At 68.1% G+C, this 16387-nt stretch carries 19 protein-coding genes; 11 read left to right on the forward strand and 8 right to left on the reverse strand.

All coding sequences use genetic code 11. The features are described 5' to 3' along the window. Position 1 precedes the first annotated feature (1 nt). On the reverse strand, positions 2 to 1126 hold the full coding sequence (lxmK, locus tag RUR_RS11910) for a class V lanthionine synthetase subunit LxmK (protein WP_283135051.1): 1125 nt from the start codon (positions 1124 to 1126) through the stop codon (positions 2 to 4). Positions 1127 to 1572: 446 nt separating this feature from the next. Between lxmK and RUR_RS11915 the strand changes: the two genes are divergently transcribed. Genes RUR_RS11915 through RUR_RS11930 form a run of 4 tightly spaced genes read left to right on the forward strand, consistent with a single transcriptional unit; the run spans position 1573 to position 2249 of the window. Further along, positions 1573 to 1734 (forward strand): hypothetical protein, encoded by a 162-nt coding sequence (locus RUR_RS11915; RefSeq protein ID WP_283135052.1) that lies wholly within the window; start codon positions 1573 to 1575, stop codon positions 1732 to 1734. 15 nt (positions 1735 to 1749) lie between these two features. Further along, positions 1750 to 1896: a hypothetical protein gene (locus tag RUR_RS11920; protein ID WP_283135053.1), complete on the forward strand. Its 147-nt coding sequence runs from the start codon at positions 1750 to 1752 to the stop codon at positions 1894 to 1896. 16 nt (positions 1897 to 1912) lie between these two features. Then, positions 1913 to 2077: a hypothetical protein gene (locus tag RUR_RS11925; protein ID WP_283135054.1), complete on the forward strand. Its 165-nt coding sequence runs from the start codon at positions 1913 to 1915 to the stop codon at positions 2075 to 2077. A gap of 16 nt (positions 2078 to 2093) precedes the next feature. Next, positions 2094 to 2249, forward strand: coding sequence for a hypothetical protein (locus RUR_RS11930; protein WP_283135055.1), 156 nt, complete (start codon positions 2094 to 2096; stop codon positions 2247 to 2249). Positions 2250 to 2528: 279 nt separating this feature from the next. Here the strand turns inward: RUR_RS11930 and RUR_RS11935 are convergent, their stop codons facing one another. The 6 genes from RUR_RS11935 to RUR_RS11960 are packed head-to-tail and all read right to left on the reverse strand — an operon-like array spanning position 2529 to position 9047. Next, positions 2529 to 3881: a serine hydrolase domain-containing protein gene (locus tag RUR_RS11935; protein WP_283135056.1), complete on the reverse strand. Its 1353-nt coding sequence runs from the start codon at positions 3879 to 3881 to the stop codon at positions 2529 to 2531. Positions 3882 to 3925: 44 nt separating this feature from the next. After that, the gene (locus tag RUR_RS11940) at positions 3926 to 4795 is read right to left on the reverse strand and encodes an ABC transporter permease (protein WP_283135057.1); all 870 of its coding nucleotides are present in this window, start codon (positions 4793 to 4795) and stop codon (positions 3926 to 3928) included. A 14-nt stretch (positions 4796 to 4809) separates the two neighbouring features. Further along, positions 4810 to 5757, reverse strand: coding sequence for an ABC transporter permease (locus tag RUR_RS11945; RefSeq protein WP_283135058.1), 948 nt, complete (start codon positions 5755 to 5757; stop codon positions 4810 to 4812). 8 nt (positions 5758 to 5765) lie between these two features. Next, positions 5766 to 6779 carry an oligopeptide/dipeptide ABC transporter ATP-binding protein gene (locus tag RUR_RS11950; RefSeq protein WP_283135059.1) on the reverse strand — a complete coding sequence of 338 codons (1014 nt, stop codon included), beginning with the start codon at positions 6777 to 6779 and terminating at the stop codon, positions 5766 to 5768. Next, a complete protein-coding gene (locus RUR_RS11955) occupies positions 6776 to 7597 on the reverse strand; it encodes an ABC transporter ATP-binding protein (RefSeq protein WP_283135060.1) in 822 nt (273 codons plus the stop codon). The genes RUR_RS11950 and RUR_RS11955 overlap by 4 nt, the downstream gene beginning before the upstream one ends. A 43-nt stretch (positions 7598 to 7640) precedes the next feature. Further along, positions 7641 to 9047 (reverse strand): ABC transporter substrate-binding protein, encoded by a 1407-nt coding sequence (locus RUR_RS11960; protein WP_283135061.1) that lies wholly within the window; start codon positions 9045 to 9047, stop codon positions 7641 to 7643. Positions 9048 to 9433: 386 nt separating this feature from the next. Between RUR_RS11960 and RUR_RS11965 the strand changes: the two genes are divergently transcribed. From RUR_RS11965 to RUR_RS11990, 6 genes are all read left to right on the forward strand, one after another. Further along, positions 9434 to 11002, forward strand: a complete 1569-nt coding sequence (locus RUR_RS11965) for an N-acyl-D-amino-acid deacylase family protein (RefSeq protein WP_283135695.1) — start codon at positions 9434 to 9436, stop codon at positions 11000 to 11002. Further along, the gene (locus RUR_RS11970) at positions 10999 to 11790 is read left to right on the forward strand and encodes an IclR family transcriptional regulator (protein WP_283135062.1); all 792 of its coding nucleotides are present in this window, start codon (positions 10999 to 11001) and stop codon (positions 11788 to 11790) included. Before RUR_RS11965 ends, RUR_RS11970 begins: the two co-directional genes overlap by 4 nt. 82 nt (positions 11791 to 11872) lie before the next feature. Then, entirely contained in the window at positions 11873 to 12532 is a 660-nt protein-coding gene (locus RUR_RS11975; RefSeq protein ID WP_283135063.1) for a bifunctional 4-hydroxy-2-oxoglutarate aldolase/2-dehydro-3-deoxy-phosphogluconate aldolase, read from the forward strand. After that, positions 12529 to 13470: a sugar kinase gene (locus tag RUR_RS11980; protein WP_283135064.1), complete on the forward strand. Its 942-nt coding sequence runs from the start codon at positions 12529 to 12531 to the stop codon at positions 13468 to 13470. The genes RUR_RS11975 and RUR_RS11980 overlap by 4 nt, the downstream gene beginning before the upstream one ends. Before the next feature lie 25 nt (positions 13471 to 13495). Beyond that, a complete protein-coding gene (locus RUR_RS11985; RefSeq protein WP_283135065.1) occupies positions 13496 to 14653 on the forward strand; it encodes an alanine racemase in 1158 nt (385 codons plus the stop codon). 12 nt (positions 14654 to 14665) lie between these two features. Beyond that, complete coding sequence (locus tag RUR_RS11990) at positions 14666 to 15049, forward strand: RidA family protein (RefSeq protein WP_283135066.1); 384 nt, start codon at positions 14666 to 14668, stop codon at positions 15047 to 15049. A 489-nt stretch (positions 15050 to 15538) separates the two neighbouring features. Here RUR_RS11990 and RUR_RS11995 read toward each other — a convergent pair whose 3' ends face one another. Continuing rightward, entirely contained in the window at positions 15539 to 15748 is a 210-nt protein-coding gene (locus RUR_RS11995; protein WP_283135067.1) for a hypothetical protein, read from the reverse strand. A gap of 62 nt (positions 15749 to 15810) precedes the next feature. Here RUR_RS11995 and RUR_RS12000 point away from each other — a divergent pair, with 62 nt between their 5' ends. Then, entirely contained in the window at positions 15811 to 16368 is a 558-nt protein-coding gene (locus tag RUR_RS12000; protein WP_283135068.1) for a CGNR zinc finger domain-containing protein, read from the forward strand. Positions 16369 to 16387 lie beyond the last annotated feature (19 nt).

The following is a 16387-nucleotide window of genomic DNA, read 5'->3' on the forward strand; positions in this document are numbered from 1 at the left end:
GTCATTCCTCTCCAAGGCCGATGACCGCTGCGAATCGCTCCGGCATGAGGAGCGCATTCCTGCCGATCCCGGCCATGCCTTTTTCAATGGCGCTGAGCTTTACGGCGTGAACCGCACCTGCGAGAAGCCGGTCGATGAAGTGCCAGCCGAGGTAACTGGTCGCGCGAACCGCCAGCCCCTCGTCGATCTCCGCGGTCTCCTGGTATCCGTCCCAGAATCGACACACGTGCTCACGTATGTTCATCAGGTGCTCGTCGCCGGCCGCCAGAATGGCCTCATGGGCCGCACCCGGCGTCAGGCCGAGATCGATATCAAGCTCGGAGAACATCCGTCCTACCGCGTGGCGGACGAACTCGCCGGCGAAGCTCCCGACGTCGCGAGCCGGATCTCCTAGGCGGAACTCCTCCCAGTCGATGACGTAAATGTCGTCGCCTGCCAGGAGAAACTGGTCAAGCCTGATATCTCCGTGTGTTGCGGTGGCAGGGGCCTGGGCCGATCGGCGGCTCAACCGGTCGAGGGTCTCCACGAGCAGTCTGTCGTGCTGCAGCATGGACCAGGCCTCCACCTCCCCACCGCTGCAATCGGCGTAAGCCTGCGGGCTCAGCGCGTAGAAGGTCGTCGCCTTGTTTGCTTCGGCTACCTCGGGACGGTCGGGGGCCGGCGGTGGCAACCGGTGGATCTCGCCGAGAATGCGGCCCATTCGGTGAGCCAGGTCGGTGTCCAGCTCGTCACCGGCGAGTAGGTCCGAAGCAGTACGCGATTCAGGCACGTAGTCGAACACAACCAGACCTTGGTCGAAGTCGCTGCCCCGGAACCGAGCCGTGCGCAACTCGCGCGTCTGCTGTCCGGCGATCGCCTGCTGAAATGCGAGGATCCGGCGCATCCGGGCCTCAACCTGGGGACGTTCGCCCCGAAGGCGCTTCACGAACAGATCAGCCGCGTCCTCGGTGGGTACCTGCCAGTTGTCGTTGCGCCCGAGGAAGCTCCGCATGCTCTCCACGACGGGAGTGGAGCCGCTGATGGAGGCGATCGTCCGCGTGAACTCCGCCGGGCGTTGCACAGGCCTGGCCGGCATGGTTCGCGCCGTCTCCGGCGCCCTGTGGCCGGATTTTTCCTTCACATTCATGGCCGCACACTACGAGGGTTCCAGGACAGCCCGATATCACAGCAATTCACTGGCAGAACCCATTGGGAGGATGTCTGACAGGATCTTGCTGGCAGGTCGGTCCTTTGCCGACCGGGCGCGGAGCCGGATAGCAGATACCTGTCATCCCGGTCAGCAGATCACAAAGTCATGGATGGTTCGAGCGGGCAAGTTCTCGCCATTTCCATTCGAACCGTCCTCTGTTTCCGTTGTGCTCGGCCGAGATGGAATCAGCCTGGCCGCATCCGGGGCCGTCCGCACACCATGGTCAGGCGATTCTTCGCATGGTGTACGGACTGATTGCTGGTTACGCGAGTTACGCCTCCGCTGAGGTGATCCTGCGGGAGCAGCAGGTCGCCTCCCGCGACGACGAGACGCGGACCGGGCTGCTTCCATCACCGTAACCGTTTAACAAAGGAACGCAAGCGATGAATGAACTGATTGCGGGTTACGCGAATTACGCCTCAACTGAGGCGATCCTGCGGGAGCAGCAGGTCGCCTCCCGCGAGCGGCAGACTGAGCTTCTCACCGTCACCGTCACCGTCACCGTCAGCTTCAGCTTCACCGTCACCGCCACCGTCAGCATCTAACAGTAAGTGGTGCCAATGAACGAGTTGATTGCTGGTTACGCGAGTTACGCCTCCACCGAGGCGATTCTGCGGGAGCAGCAGCTCGCCTCCCGCGAAATGGAGTCGATTTACCTTACCAACTCGGTGAGCATCACGCCGGTCACCATCACCTTCACCTATTAGGAAAGGAACGGAATCGATGAATGAGTTGATTGCGGGCTACGCGAGTTACGCCTCCGCCGAGGCGATTCTGCGGGAGCAGCAGCTCGCCTCCCGTCTAAACGAGTCGACTTCCGTTACCTCTTTCTCGTTGACTCTCTCAACGACGACCACCTCCCCTAACACCATCACCTTCACCTATTAGGAAAGGAACCGAATCGATGAATGAGTTGATTGCTGGTTACGCGAATTACGCCTCCACCGAGGCGATTCTGCAGGAGCAGCCGGTCGCCTCCCGCGACAACGAGTCGCTCACGCTGACGGCGACCGTCAGCGTCACCGTCACCGTCTCCTGGACCTGGACCTACACCTACTAACCGCGGCCTATCAGGGGCGGCCTTCGGCCGGCTGTCGTCGTCACGATCGATGATTCACCGATCGGGAGCGGCTGCCGATCATGTTTCAGCCGAACCACGTCCCACCTTGGGTGGGCCCCGCCAAGCACGCCGGGCCCACCCACCGCGATCATCCGTTCTTCAGCCCTGGGACGGGCCCGCCTCGACCACATGGTCTCCGTCGTCATCGACGACGCACGACGTACGGGAGGTTCTGGCTCGGAGTTCCAAGCCGTCGACGGGAATGTTGTGCAACGGGCCTCAGGCGACGCGGCTCGCGATTCGCTCTCCGATGCGCAGGGCCGAGACCGTGCCGTCGGGGTCTCTGACGAAGGGGATGCGCGAGCTTTCCTCGCCGTTCGGCTCCAGCATGATCAATGAGTCTTCGCCGCAGCGGACGAGGCGGTCGGCGGAGGACAGTTCGATGGTGAACCGGTCGGAGTCCGCCGGAGCCTGATTGGCGATCATCCGCAGTTCGCCGGCCCGGGTGCCGGGGGCGATGGTCACGGTGCCGTAGAAGCCGCAGTCGTAGGTGCCGAGCAGGGCGTCGCTCAGTTTGTCGTCGACGGGGCCGGTGGCGCGGAGCGGGACGTGGCCGAACAGGGTGCGGGCGATGACGCGTTCGATCTCCTTGACGGCGGGGCCGCCTTCCAGGGAGTTGGTAAGGACGGCGAACGCGAGGTCTTCGGAGGGGATCAGGACGAGCCGGGTGGCGTAGCCGATGGTCAGACCGTCGTGCAGCATGGCGGGTCTGCCCGCGACGTCTTCGAGCCACCAGGCGAGGCCGATGTCGCGGCCGATCGGCCCGCGGTGCGCCTGGACGTCGAACAGTCCGGCCGGGGCGGCGGGCGACCGCACATAGGCGGCGTACTTCATCAGGTCGCGGGCGGTGCTGAGCACGCCTCCGCCGGGCACGTCCCAGCCGGGGAGCTGCCAGTGGCGCTGCCATCCCCGGTCGGTGAGCAGTTCGGGCCGTCCGTACCGGTCGTGGCCGTGTGGGGCGGCGACGCGGCGGGTGATGACCTGGTCGGCTGTGGTGAACGTGTTCGTCATGCCGGCCGGGTCGAGCACCTCGTCCTGGAGGACGTCCGCGTAGTGCCGGCCGGTCGCCTTCTCCACGACGGCCGCGGCGACCATGATGCCGGGGCCGCTGTAGGAGTAGTCGGTGCCGGGTGCGAACAGCAGGGGCCGGCGGACGAAGTGCGGGAGGGACGCCTGGAGGGCGTCGTCGGCGTGGTTGCCGAGGATGCGCGGCGCGTCCGCGATCATGTTCTGCGCGTCGATGCCCGAGGTGTGGGTGATGACGTGGCGGAGGGTGATCCGCTCGTCGACGCCGGTGCCGGCGGGGAAGTACGGCGCCACCGGCGCGTCCAGTTCCACCCGCCCTTGTTCCACGAGCCGCCCGATGATCAGCCCGAGCATGGTTTTGGAGATGGAGCCGACCTGGAAGATCGTGTCGCGGTTCACCGGCAGGGCGTGCTCGACGTTGGTGACGCCGAATTCCAGAAACGTCGTGTCCCCGTGGTGCATGACGGCGACGGCGACGCCCGGCACACCCCGCTGGCGGAGAATGGGGGCGATCTGGCTGTACAGGGTCGTGGCGTGGTCGGACATGGTGCTGGGTTTCCTCTTGATAGATCGTGACGAACGGGATCGGCTCACGCGCCGGCGGAGGTACGGCTGCGCGGGTCCAGACGGTCGCGCATCACGTCGCCGATCAGGTTGAAGGCGAGGACGAGGACGACGAACGCGATGGAGGGGAACACCACCAGCCACGGATCGGTCAGCAGATACTGCTGGGAGGAGGAGATCATGCTCCCGTAGTCGGCCTCGGGGGGCCGGACGCCGAAACCGAGGAAGCTGAGGGCCGCGTACGCGCCTTCGGCGGTGGACAGGTTGATCGCGGTCATGATGACGAGCGGCGAGGCGATGTTCGGGAGGATGTGGCGCCGCATGATCCAGATGCGCCCGCGCCCGCAGAGCCGGGCGGCGTCGATGTAGTTGCGCCCCATGATCTCAAGGGTGGAGCCTCGCGCGATGCGCGCGAACCGGGGGATGCACACGATTCCGATCGCGACGGACGCGTTGATCAGGCCGCTGCCCATGATGGTGAGGACGAGGATGGCCAGCAGGTACTCGGGGATCGCGAAGAGTAGGTCGACCAGGCGGGACAGGGCGCCGTCCCACAGTCCGCCGAGGAAGCCGGCGGCGATGCCGATGACGGTGCCGATCGCGAGGGCGAACGTCACCGCGTACACGGCCGCCAGCAGCGCGGGCTGGGCCGCGGCGACGACTCGGGAGAGCTGGTCGCGTCCGAGGGCGTCCGTGCCGAACCAGTGCTCCGCCGACGGCGGTGACAGCCGCGGGCCCACATTGAGCTGGTTGGGGGCGAAGGGCGTGAGGTACGGCCCCAGGACCGCGAGCACGACGTAGAACAGGATGAGGAAGATCGCGATGTTGGCGACGACCCCGCGCACCGGCCAGCGGACGCTGCGGGAGGGACGCCGTCGGTGGGCAACGGTGGACACACTGGCTCCTGAGGCTACTTGCGGAGGATGCGTCGGTCGACGAACGGCAGCGCCAGGTCGACGAGCAGGTTTCCGAGGATGAACACCCCTGCTATGACCATCGCCTGCGCGGTGACCTGGGAGAAGTCTCGGTTTGAGATGGCGCTGAGGATGCCGCGGCCCAGGCCCGGCAAGCTGAAGATCTGTTCCACGATGAACAGGCCGCCGACGAGCAGGCCGAAGATGAAGCCGATCAGCGTGAGCACCGGGGGGAGCGCCGCCCGCAGGGCGTACTGATAGGTGATCCGCCATTCGGAGATGCCGTTGGTGCGTGCCGTGGCGATGTACGGCTGCGCCAGCACCTCGATCATCGAGGACCGCGTCATCTGGCTGACCAGGGGCGCGGTCGGGATGCCCACCGCGAGGGCGGGCAGCAGCATCGTCTGCAGGTTGGCGACGAGGTTGTCGGAGATCGGGATGTAGCTCGGCGAGTACAGGTTCGTCAGGTAGTGCGTCGCCAGGTACAGCGCCGCCGACCCGGACACGAAGGCGGGGAAGGCGAAGACGATCAGCAGGGGAAGCCGGATGCCCCAGTCCGTACCGCTACCAGCGCGGTTTGCCGCCATCACCCCGATCGGGATGCCGATCAGCACGGCGAAGAACAGCCCCATCAGGCTGAGTTCCAGGGAGACCGGCACCTGCTGGGCGATCACGTCGAGGTTGGCCTGACCCGACAGGGGCGAGGTCCCCAGGTCGCCGCGGAGCACCCCGGCCAGCCAGTCGAGGTACGCCTGGTAGATCGGCAGGTCCAGGCCGAGTTCGCGCTCGATCGCCGCGATCGCCTCCTGGGAGGCCTTGGGACCGGCGAGGGTGGTGGCCAGGTTGCCGGGTACCAACCCGCGCCCGGCGAAGAAGATCAGCGCCGAAAGGACGAACAGGACGCCGAAGGCTCCGGCCAGCTTCCTTGTCAGGTAAAGGAGCACAGTCTCTCCTAGACTTCCGCGTCGGCGCGCGCGACGCCGGACAGCGTGAGCTCGCCCGGCTTGTGGCAGCGCACCAGGTGGCCGGACGTCGCCTCGACGAGGTCGGGGGCGACACTCCGGCAGTGGTCTTCGGCGATCGGGCAGCGCGGAGCGAACCGGCAGCCGGCCGGTGGGGAGACGGCGCTCGGCGGCTCACCCGTGAGCACGATGCGCTCGACGTGCTCGGTCCCCTCGTCGAGGATCCGCGGCTCGGTGGAGCGCAGCGCGACCGCGTAGGGGTGGAGCAGGCCGCGGTCGAACGCCTCGGCCGGCGCCTGTTCCACGACCTGGCCCAGGTACATGACGGCCACCGAGTGACTCACCTGCCGTACGGCGCGCAGGTCGTGCGAGATGAAGACGTAGGCCGTGCCGGTGTCTTGTTGCAGTCGTTCGAGCAGGTGCAGGATCTGCGCCTGCAGGGACGCGTCGAGCGAGCTCACGGCCTCGTCCAGCAGGATCAGGTCGGGCCGGTCGACGATGGCGCGGGCGATGCACACCCGCTGCTGCTGGCCGCCGGACAGCTCGTGGGGGTAGCGGACGCCGAACTCGGGGGTGAGCCCGACGGCGGCGAGCGCCTCGTCGACACGCCGTTCGCGTTCACGCCCCGCGACCTTGCCCAGCGCCTCGGCGATGCTCTCCCGCACCGTCATCCGCGGGTCCAGCGCGCTCGCCGGATCCTGGAACACCGCCTGGACCGTTCCGGTGCCGTGTGCCGCGGCGATGGGGACACCGTGGGCGCCGACCCGGATGGTGCCGCTCGTCGGCGTCTCCAGGCCGGTGATCAGCCGTCCGAACGTCGATTTGCCGCAGCCGGACTCGCCCACGATCCCCAGGGTCTGCCCGGAGTGGAGCCGGATGCTGACCCCGTCGACCGCGTGGACGGAACGGCGGGGAGCCCGCAGGCCTCGGCGGCGGAGGGCGTAGTGTTTCACGGCGTCCTGGACGTCGAGGACGATGTCGGATCGCGGGGTCACGTTGGTCATGCCACCACCTCAGGGGAGTAGGTGGTCACCTTTCCTCGCGCGGCGTCGAGGAGCGACCGGGTGTAGGGGTGCGTGGGCCGGGTGAGGACGTCGGCCGCCGAGCCCTGCTCGACGATGCGGCCGCCGTACATGACCATGACTTTGGTGCACAGCTCGGAGATGACGCCGACGTCGTGTGAGATGACCAGCAGGGTCATCGCGGAGTTCTCGACCCGCTCGCGCAGGAGCTCGATCACCTGGGCCTGGACGGTCACGTCGAGTGCCGTCGTCGGTTCGTCGGCGATGAGCAGATCGGGGTGGTTCAGCAGCGCCATCGCGATCATCACCCGCTGGCGCATGCCGCCGGAGAGTTCGTGCGGGTAGCTGCGCCGCTTGACGGCGGCGTCGCCGATGCCCACCTGGCGCAAGGCCTCCTCGACGAGGGTCGTCCGCTCACGTCGGCTGAGTTTGCGATGCGCGGAGACGACGTCGGAGAGCTGGCGGCCGATGGTGAAGACCGGGTTGAGGCTGCCCAGGGGGTCTTGGGGCACCCGGGCGATGCGGGTGCTGCGGATGGATCGCAGCGCCGCGGGCTTGAGGGCCAGCAGGTTCTCGCCGTCGAGCTCGATCCGGCCGGACTTGACGGTCGCGGCCGGGGGGAGGATGCGCAGGATCGCCGACGCGAGGGTCGACTTCCCCGATCCCGACTCGCCGACGAGTCCGACCCGGTCGCCGCGCGAGATCGTGAACGAGACGTCGTCGACGGCCGCCTTGGCCGCTCTCCCGTAGTGCACGGAGAGAGCGTCGACGGCCAGCAGGGGGGCATCCGTCGCGGACACGGCGTGGACCGCCCCCTTCCGGGGACGGTCCACCTCTCGTGCATCAGCCACGGCCAACCTGGCTCAGGAAGGTGCGGCTCTGGCTTGGCGGCACCGCCACCCCGGTCAGCCCCTTCTTGTAGGCGACGAACATGTCCGTCGCGAGCAGGGTGATCGTGGGGTAGACCAGCTCGGCCTCCTCCTTCTCGACGGCGATGAGGGCCTGCTGGTACGCCTCCTGGCTCTCGGCCGTCAGCGCCGCGTCGAGCAGCTTCTGCAGGGAGTCGGGGACGGGGCCCTGACGACCCGCGGCGGGCTGCACGTACTGGTACGGGTTGGAGTAGTACGACTGCGCGTTCCAGCTCAGGGCGTATTTGGCGTTGACCAGCTTGTCGCCCCAGGCGCCGACCTCAAGCGGCTCCAGCTCGATCTTGATGCCGACCTTGGCGAGCTGGTCCTGCATGGCGGCGACCAGGTCGTTGGTGCCGCCGTCGTAACCGCTGAGGTACATCAGCGATGTGCTGAAACCGTTGGGGAATCCGGCCTCGCCGAGAAGCTGCTTGGCCTTCTCGATGTTCTGCGTCGAGTGGGGCAGTTCGGCCGGGGCGGGGGCCCAGGTGACGCTCGGCGGGATGTAGACGCTGGCCCGGGCCGCGCCGCTGTAGGCCTGCTGGGCCAGGGCGTCCCGGTCGAGCGCCAGGGCCAGCGCCTGGCGGACCTTGAGGTTGTCGAACGGCTTCGTGAGGTTGTTGACCTGAAGGAAGATCGTGGAGTCCGTCGCGGCCTTGTCAACTGTGATCTTGTCTGAGCCGGACAGGGCCTTCGACCCGGCCACGTCGGGGAAGATCAGGTCGACTTTCTCGGCCTGCAGGTTGCTCACCTGGGTGGAGATGTTCGGAACGTACAGGATGTTGAGGCGGTCGGACTTGGTCTTGGTGCCCCAGTAGTCCCCGTTGCGCGTGAGCTTGAGCTCGCTGTTGGCGCGGTAGGACTCCTGCTTCCACGGGCCGGTGCCGACCATGGTGACGGCCGGGTTGCCGGATGTGGCGGCCTTCTTGCTCATCACGGCACAACCCCACACGAGCGGGTTCGCCATGTTGTTGACGAAGCCGGCGTCCGGGCTCTTGAGCTTGAACTCCACGGTCGTGGGGCCTTTCGCCACCGTTTCCGTGTGCGTCGGGAACAACGCCTCGTCGATGCCGTCGGGGCTGTCCTTCAGGCGGGTGAAGGTGTGGACGACGTCGTCGGCGGTCAGCGTCTCGCCGTTGTGGAACTTCACATTGGGTTTGAGCTCGAACGTGTAGGTGAGACCGTCCGCCGACCGCTCGTAACCCGATGCGAGTGCGGGCTCCACCTTTCCGTCGGGGGTGGTGGTGAGCAGGCACTCGTACGCCAACTGCCAGGCGAACCGGTCGGCGAAATAGCCCGAGCCCTGTGGATCGAGTGTGGTGGGCGCCGTCGTTTCCGCCACGGTGACTCCGGCGTCAGCGGTGCTGCTTTTGGGTTGGGAACAACCCGCTGCGACCACCGCTGTCGTGCAAGCCACCACGGCAGCGCGTAGAGCGAACGCGCGGCCATGATGCTTCATCAATCCAAACCTTCTCTCAAGGTCGATTCAGCGTTCCTCTGACCGCGCTCCGATGAGACGTGGGGAGACCAAGCAGGGGGCTGCGAGACACGCTGAATTGTGTTGCAATGCAAATCAGTGACTTGCATTGCATCATGGTTATGTCTAGGGCATAGTCGTGTCAAGAAGTCCCCCGGCAAAATGCCTCGTGACCCGTTGTAAAGAAAGGGTGGCGACCCGTGGTCGCGCGTATGCCTAATGTCCGTTATGTCGGGTATCGACCTGGCTTGATGCTAGACCTCGTGCTGCGTGGTGGCTACATCACGGACGGTACGGGCGCCGAGCCGTTCTCCGCCGATCTCGGCATTCTGGGTACCAGGGTGGCGGCCGTCGGCGACCTCGCCGAGGCTCCCGCACGGGAGGTGGTCGACGTCACCGGGCGCCGGGTGATGCCCGGTTTCATCGACGCCCACAGCCACGCCGACACGCTGATCGGCGACCCCGACTTCGAGCTCGCCGTCCTCCGGCAGGGCGTGACGACGGTCGTCGCCGGCCAGGACGGAATCTCCGTCGCCCCCTCGTCGGGGCCCGCGGCCGGACAGCTGGACCGGTACTTCGCCGCGGTCAACGGACATCGTCCACCTGAACTCGCCGGCGGCTGCTCCGTCGCCGACCTGCTGTCGTACTACGACCGGCGGGGGTCGCTGAACGTCGCCTACCTGGTGCCGGCCGGCACCCTGCGGGCCGAGGTGACGGGCTTCGCCGCGGGACAGGCCGACGCGGGCGAACTGAAGGACATGGCGGCCCTGCTCGAAGAGTCGCTGGCCGCCGGTGCCGTCGGGCTCTCGACCGGACTGGAGTACGTTCCCGGCGGCTACGCCGATGTGGACGAGCTGGCCTATCTGTGCGGCCTCGTCGCGGAGGCGGGGGGCGTGCACGTTTCCCACCTGCGCGGCTACGAGGCGGACGCACGGATCGGGATGGCCGAGCTGCGGGCGGTCGCCGTGGCCTCCGGCGTCGCCTCCCACGTGTCGCACTACCACGGACCGGCCGCGCTCCTGCTCCCGCTGCTCGCGGAGGCGGCGGACGACGGTGTCGATCTCACCTACGACACCTATCCGTACCGCCGCGGCAACACGATTCTGGCCATGATCGCGCTGCCGCGGGACCTGCAGCGCGGTTCGCCGTACGAGACGTTGGAAACCCTGGCCGATCCGGCGACCCGCAGGGAACTGGCGCGCACCTGGTTCCCGGCGGCCGAGGACCTGCTCAGCCGGATCACGCTCTCCTACGTCGAGTCACCCGAGTGGGGGTGGGCCGAGGGGCTGAGCCTGGCCGAGACCGCCGAGCGCGCCGGACGCACGGTCGCGGACACCGTCTGCGAGCTCATCACCGCGAGTCGCCTCGGTGTGGGCTGCGTGGTCCGGCAGCCGAAGAGCAATGCCCTGGAGGACATCCGGGCGCTGCTCCGGCAGCCGGGTCACATGGCCGGTTCCGACGGCATATTCACCGGGAGCCACCCACATCCGCGCGGCTGGGGTGCCTTCGCCCGGTTGCTTGGCCGGCACACACGCGACCTGGGGGACTGGACCTGGGGTGAGGCCGCATGGCATCTGTCGGGGCACGCGGCCGAGCGGTTCGGCCTGTCCGATCGGGGATTTCTGCGGGAAGGCCAGGTGGCCGACATCGCCGTCGTCGATCCGGACCGCATCGCCGACCGTGCCGATTATCATGATCCACGATCATTGGCCGAAGGCGTCGACGACGTGATCGTCAATGGTGAATTCGTGCTTCGTCACGGGCACCGCACCGGTGCCCGCAGTGGCCGTGCGCTGAGGCGAGGGGAGCGTCCACGATGACCCAGGATCTGAGTAAGACCCCAGGTCCTCGCAACAACTCGGCGTCGTTGCGCCGAGCGTTGTCCATCCTGCTGCAGCTCGGCAACGACACCGGCGGGGGCGGCTACTCCCTCGTCGAGCTGGCCACGGAGCTGGAGATGAACAAGAGCACGCTGCTGCGGCTGCTCCAGCCGCTCACCGAGGCACGCTTCGTGGAACAGCTCAACTCCGGGCACTACCGGCTGGGCTGGCGAAACGCTCAGCTCGGCCAGGTGTACCTCGCCGGAGTGGACCTGCACCGCACGATGCGGGACGTGCTGCAGCAGCTCGCCACGCAGACCAGCGAGACCGTTCACCTGGCGATCGCCGACTTTCCGAGCATCGTGTACGTGGACAAGGTCGACAGCCTCCACCCCGTCCGGATGTTCTCCCGGATCGGCAACCAGCAGCCGGCCTACAGCACGAGCCTGGGCAAGGCGATGCTGGCCCACGCCCCGGCCGAGACCGTACAGGTCGTCGTCTCGAACGGGATGCCGGCCCGGACGTCGCAGACGATCACCACGGCCGACGGGCTGTGCGCGGAGCTGGCGGCGATCAGGGAGCGAGGCTATTCGATCGACGACATCGAGAACGAGGAAGGCATTCGTTGCGTAGCCGCACCGATCTTCGATGTGTCGGGGATGAGTTCGAGCGGGATCAGCGTCTCCGGCCCCGTGGAACGGGTCACCCGGGAGCGGGTTTCGGAGCTCGGGCCGCTGGTGATCGCGGCCGCGAACGAGATCTCGCGGCGCCTCGGAGCACGGCGGTGACCCTGCCGATCCGTACCCTCGACCGCACGCCGCCCGCCGGAGTACTTCGCGCGGCCGGCACGTCTTCCCTAGGAGTCAACCCATGATCGGGACTGTGGAGCGCACGGCGGCTCCCGTACAGATCGTCACCACCGGTGTCGTCGCCATCCTCCGCGCGCACACGGCCGACCACGTGGTGCGTACGGCCGACGCGCTCGTCGAGGGCGGCATCACGTGCATCGAGCTTACGGCGACCACGCCCGGATTCATCGACACATTGCGCGGTCTGCGGCAACGCTACGGCGGTGAGATCGCGATCGGTGCGGGAACGATCACCGAAAGCGCTCAGGCCGAGTCGGCTCTCGCGGCCGGTGCCGACTTCGTCGTCTCGCCTTGCGTCAGCGAGGAGGCGATCGAGACCGTACGGGCGGCCGGCGTCCCGACCGTCGTCGGAGCCTGGACTCCGACCGAGGTGCTGCACGCATGGCGGCTCGGAGCCTCCGCGGTCAAACTGTTCCCGGCTTCCAGCGGCGGGGTGGCGCACCTGCGGCGGCTGCGCGAGCCGTTCCCGGACATCCCGCTGATCCCCACCGGTGGTGTCACCGCCGACCTCGTCGCGGACTTCCTGGGCGCCGGAGCGGTGGCCGTCGGGCTGGGCGGCGCGCTGACCGGTACGGCGCTGCGCACCGGAGAGGCCGGCCGCATGCGCGGCGACATCGCGCGGGTGCTCCGGTCCGTCGCGGCCGGGCGGGCACGCCGATGACGGCCGACCTCGTGACGCTCGGCGAGGCGATGGGGCTGCTCACGCCGATCGAGCCCGGGCCCCTGCTGCGCAAGCCGCTGATGCGTCTCGGCTTCGGGGGCGCCGAGACCAACCTGGCCATCGGCGCCTCCCGGCTGGGCCTGCGCACCCACTGGATCGGTCGCGTCGGCGACGACGAGATCGGCGACCTCATCGTGCGCGAGCTGCGGGCCGAAGGCGTGGTGACCTCGTGCGTACGGGACACGGCGCCCACCGGGTTGATGCTCAAGACCGTCGGAGCCGCCGGCCAAGTCCGGGTCACCTACCTCCGGTCCGCCAGCGCCGGCTCGCGCCTGTCCGTCGACGACGTCGACGAGACGGCGATCCGCGAGGCGAAGGTGCTGCACGTCACCGGCATCACGCCGGCGCTCGGCGACAAGCCCGCCGCGGCGGTGTCGGCGGCCGTCGAGGTCGCGCGGGCCAACGGCGTCACCGTCTCACTCGACGTGAACTACCGCGGCGCGCTGTGGGATCCGCGTACGGCCGCGTTGGCCCTGGAGCCGCTCGTCAAGCAGGCCGACGTGCTGTTCACCACGTTCGAGGAGGCTCGGCTCATCGTGGACGAGGCCACCCCGGCCGACTGCGCGCGCGTGTTGTCGTCCCTCGGTCCGAGCCAGGTCATGGTCAAACTCGGGGCGGCGGGTAGCGTGTCCGTCGTCGACGACGAACTCTACGTGCGGGAGGCCGAGACGGTGACGGTGGTCGACCCCGTCGGAGCCGGGGACGCCTTCGCGGCGGGCTACCTGAGCGAGCTTGTGCGCGGCGTCGATCCGCACGGCCGGCTGTCGACCGCCACCAGGACCGGGGCGTTCGCCGTCACCGTCTCGGGCGACTGGGAGGGGCTGCCCACCCGGGCGGACCTGAGCGACTTCGAACGCCGTGACGATGTCGTCCGTTGATCCAAAGCTCGACGAAAGAGGCGGAATGAGGATTCCTGACGAACCGCTCGGACCATGGACGAAAGGCTTCCTCACGGGCGAGCCCGCGGTCGGCCGCTCCCTGTTCGACGGGCCCTTCGTCTTCCCGTTGATGGTCCTGCACCGGGACGCGCTCCAGCACGACATCGCCGCGATGGCCGCCTTCGCCCGCGGACACGGCATGGAGCTCGCGCCGCACGTCAAGACCACGATGGCGCCGCGGATCGTCCAGGCCCAGCTGGCCGCCGGGGCATGGGGCGGTACGGTGGCCACGCCGAGCCAGGCTCTGGCGCTGCGCGGCTTCGCGGTGCCGAGGATTCTGCTCGCCAACCAGGTCGTCGACCCCGTCGCGCTGCGTGCCCTAGCCGCGGAGCTGGACCGGGATCCGGAGTTCGAGTTCCTCTGCTTCGCCGACTCCGTCGAGGGGGTGGAGATCCTCTCCAGGTGCGCCGGAACGCGGCCGTTCCGGGTCCTGGCCGAGCTCGGCCACGCCGGAGGGCGGTGCGGCAGCCGTACGCTCGCCGAGCTCTACCGGGTGGCCGAAGCCGTACGGGCCGCAAACGGGGTGGAGCTCGCCGGGGTCGCGGGCTACGAGGGGACGCTCTCGTCGGCGGACGAGGTGCGCGGCTATGTGAAGGCGCTGCGCGAGGCCGTCGAGGCGACGGGTACGGAGATACTGACGGTCGGCGGCAGCCAGTGGTTCGACGTGATCGCCGAGGAGCTGGCCGGGTGCACCGCGACGGTGGTGCTGCGCAGCGGGGCGTACGTCACCCACGACGACGGGTACTACCGTGAGCGCACACCGTTCAACCGGATGGCGGGGGAGCTGCGCCCGGCGCTCGAACTCTGGGCGCACGTGCTGTCGGTGCCCGAACCCGGCTTGACCGTCGTGGGGTTCGGCAAGCGGGACGCCCCCTTCGACGAGGGGCTCCCGGTGCCGAAGGCGCTGCGCCGGGCGGACGGCACGTCCGTACCGCTGCGCGAGGTGAGCGTGGTGAAGATGTACGACCAGCACGCCGTACTCGCCGGGGACGCCGGGTTGCGCCCCGGCGACCTGGTGTCGTTCGGGGTCTCGCATCCGTGCACCGCGTTCGACAAGTGGCGGGTCCTGCCGGTGGTGGACGATCACTACGTGGTGACCGAGTTGATTAATACCTATTTCTAGGGAGTGGGATATATGGGTAAGCAGGAGATCAGGACGGATGGGTGTGTGCCCCCGGTAGGGGCCTACTCGCAGGGTCTGGTGGTGGGAGACTTCGTCTACACCTCGGGGATGGGCCCGCTCGACCCGGTGACATCGGAGGTCGTGGGCGACGACGTGGCCACCCAGACCCGGCAGACCCTGAAGAACCTCGCGGCGATCCTCGACGCGCATGGCCTGACCTTCGACGACGTGGTCAAGTCGACGGTGCACCTGCAGCACCTCAAGCGGGACTTCGCCGCCTACAACGAGGTCTACAAGGAACACTTCAAGGAGCCGTTCCCGGTCCGGACCACGGTCGGATCCGAACTGATGAACATCCTGGTCGAGATCGACTTCGTGGCCTACAAGGGGCGGTGACCCGGCGTCCGCGGCGACGTGGTCGCGCCGCCGCGGACCTGACCGGCGAGGGGCCGGCCGGGGTCCACCCACAGCTCCCGCGCTTGAGCGGGACGACTTTTTCCCGAGCCGCCCGGTACGGCGAGGTCGGGAGGTAACCGCCGACCGCCACCTGCCCGTACGGAAGCGGCGTCGGGTCGCGAACCAGCACCTTCCTCCGCTCGAACCGGCTGACCTGCCGAGCGTCGCCGGTCGTGACGTCCAGCGCGAAGGTGTCGTCGACCGGCTTTCTGCGAGTGACGCCCACGAGTGGGGCTCAGCCAGCCGATTCCCCGGCAGTATGAGACGTCTTTCGGGGCTTGGCCGCCGACCCGGCCGGAGCGATTGAGGAGCAACCCGCGACCAGGGTCGCCCCGACGAACAGCAGGATGGACTTCGTCCATGGCGGTCATCACCCGGTTGGAGCACACCGGGGATCCGGTGGTCCAGCCGACCTTTGGTACGTGTGTGTCACGAGCGAGCTCGTGCGTACCCGGGTCGGCCCGCCGGGCCGGCCAGCTCGACGATGGGGTGCGACGCCTCCACGTAAGTGATCAGGTGGATGCCCATGCCGCCGCAGGCGCAGCGCACGTAGATCACCCGCCCTTGCGAGGTTGAGTGACCGGACAGGATCTCCTGCCCCGTCGCGGAGCCGCATTCATCACACGCCTTCAGGTCCATCGTCCCACCTTCAAAGAAGGTTGTAATTCAATTATCTACCAAATTAGATTACAGTTGGGTTTGTGACAAGATCCAGCCCTACCGAGGTGACCGGTTACCGCAACGACGGCGTGGGCACCGCAGTGGCCTTGGTCAACGCCGTCACCACCGACGGCGACGCCTCCCCCGGAGCGCTCGGCGCGCTGCTGGCCTCCTACAACTTCAAGGTCGGCGAACCGGTGACCGACGACGAGGCGGAAGCGCTTCGCCACTGGGCGCGGCTGCTGCGGCCGGTGTTCGCCGAGGCCGACGAGGAGGGGGCGATCGACCTGCTCAACGCCGTGATGGGCGAGGTCCCCATGCATCCGCACATCTCCGACCATGGCCTGGGCCCGCACCTGCACTACGGCCCGCCCGGGGCCGGGCTTGTCGACCGCGTCCGGGCCAACACCGCGGTGGGACTGGCTTTCGTGATCTGCGAGCACGGCGCCGGTCGGCTCGGCGTGTGCCAGGACACCGGGTGCGAGCGCGTCTACGCCGACATCTCGCGCGGGCCGCGCAAACGCTACTGCTCCAAAACCTGCCTCAACCGTGCCACCGTCGCAGCCTTCCGCGCCCGCCAGGCGGTGACCCCCACCTGACCGCCGTCGAGAAGGGGAG

Source organism: Rhizohabitans arisaemae (assembly GCF_025996515.1).
GTDB classification, from domain to species: domain Bacteria; phylum Actinomycetota; class Actinomycetes; order Streptosporangiales; family Streptosporangiaceae; genus Rhizohabitans; species Rhizohabitans arisaemae.

What these genes read in the sequence shown, in the direction of transcription:
- lxmK (WP_283135051.1), bottom strand. Translation starts at nt 1,126, where the DNA reads ATGAATGTGAAGGAAAAATCCGGCCACAGGGCGCCGGAGACGGCGCGA.
- RUR_RS11915 (WP_283135052.1), top strand. Translation starts at nt 1,573, where the DNA reads ATGAATGAACTGATTGCGGGTTACGCGAATTACGCCTCAACTGAGGCG.
- RUR_RS11920 (WP_283135053.1), top strand. Translation starts at nt 1,750, where the DNA reads ATGAACGAGTTGATTGCTGGTTACGCGAGTTACGCCTCCACCGAGGCG.
- RUR_RS11925 (WP_283135054.1), top strand. Translation starts at nt 1,913, where the DNA reads ATGAATGAGTTGATTGCGGGCTACGCGAGTTACGCCTCCGCCGAGGCG.
- RUR_RS11930 (WP_283135055.1), top strand. Translation starts at nt 2,094, where the DNA reads ATGAATGAGTTGATTGCTGGTTACGCGAATTACGCCTCCACCGAGGCG.
- RUR_RS11935 (WP_283135056.1), bottom strand. Translation starts at nt 3,881, where the DNA reads ATGTCCGACCACGCCACGACCCTGTACAGCCAGATCGCCCCCATTCTC.
- RUR_RS11950 (WP_283135059.1), bottom strand. Translation starts at nt 6,779, where the DNA reads ATGACCAACGTGACCCCGCGATCCGACATCGTCCTCGACGTCCAGGAC.
- RUR_RS11965 (WP_283135695.1), top strand. Translation starts at nt 9,434, where the DNA reads ATGCTAGACCTCGTGCTGCGTGGTGGCTACATCACGGACGGTACGGGC.
- RUR_RS11970 (WP_283135062.1), top strand. Translation starts at nt 10,999, where the DNA reads ATGACCCAGGATCTGAGTAAGACCCCAGGTCCTCGCAACAACTCGGCG.
- RUR_RS11975 (WP_283135063.1), top strand. Translation starts at nt 11,873, where the DNA reads ATGATCGGGACTGTGGAGCGCACGGCGGCTCCCGTACAGATCGTCACC.
- RUR_RS11980 (WP_283135064.1), top strand. Translation starts at nt 12,529, where the DNA reads ATGACGGCCGACCTCGTGACGCTCGGCGAGGCGATGGGGCTGCTCACG.
- RUR_RS11985 (WP_283135065.1), top strand. Translation starts at nt 13,496, where the DNA reads ATGAGGATTCCTGACGAACCGCTCGGACCATGGACGAAAGGCTTCCTC.
- RUR_RS11990 (WP_283135066.1), top strand. Translation starts at nt 14,666, where the DNA reads ATGGGTAAGCAGGAGATCAGGACGGATGGGTGTGTGCCCCCGGTAGGG.
- RUR_RS11995 (WP_283135067.1), bottom strand. Translation starts at nt 15,748, where the DNA reads ATGGACCTGAAGGCGTGTGATGAATGCGGCTCCGCGACGGGGCAGGAG.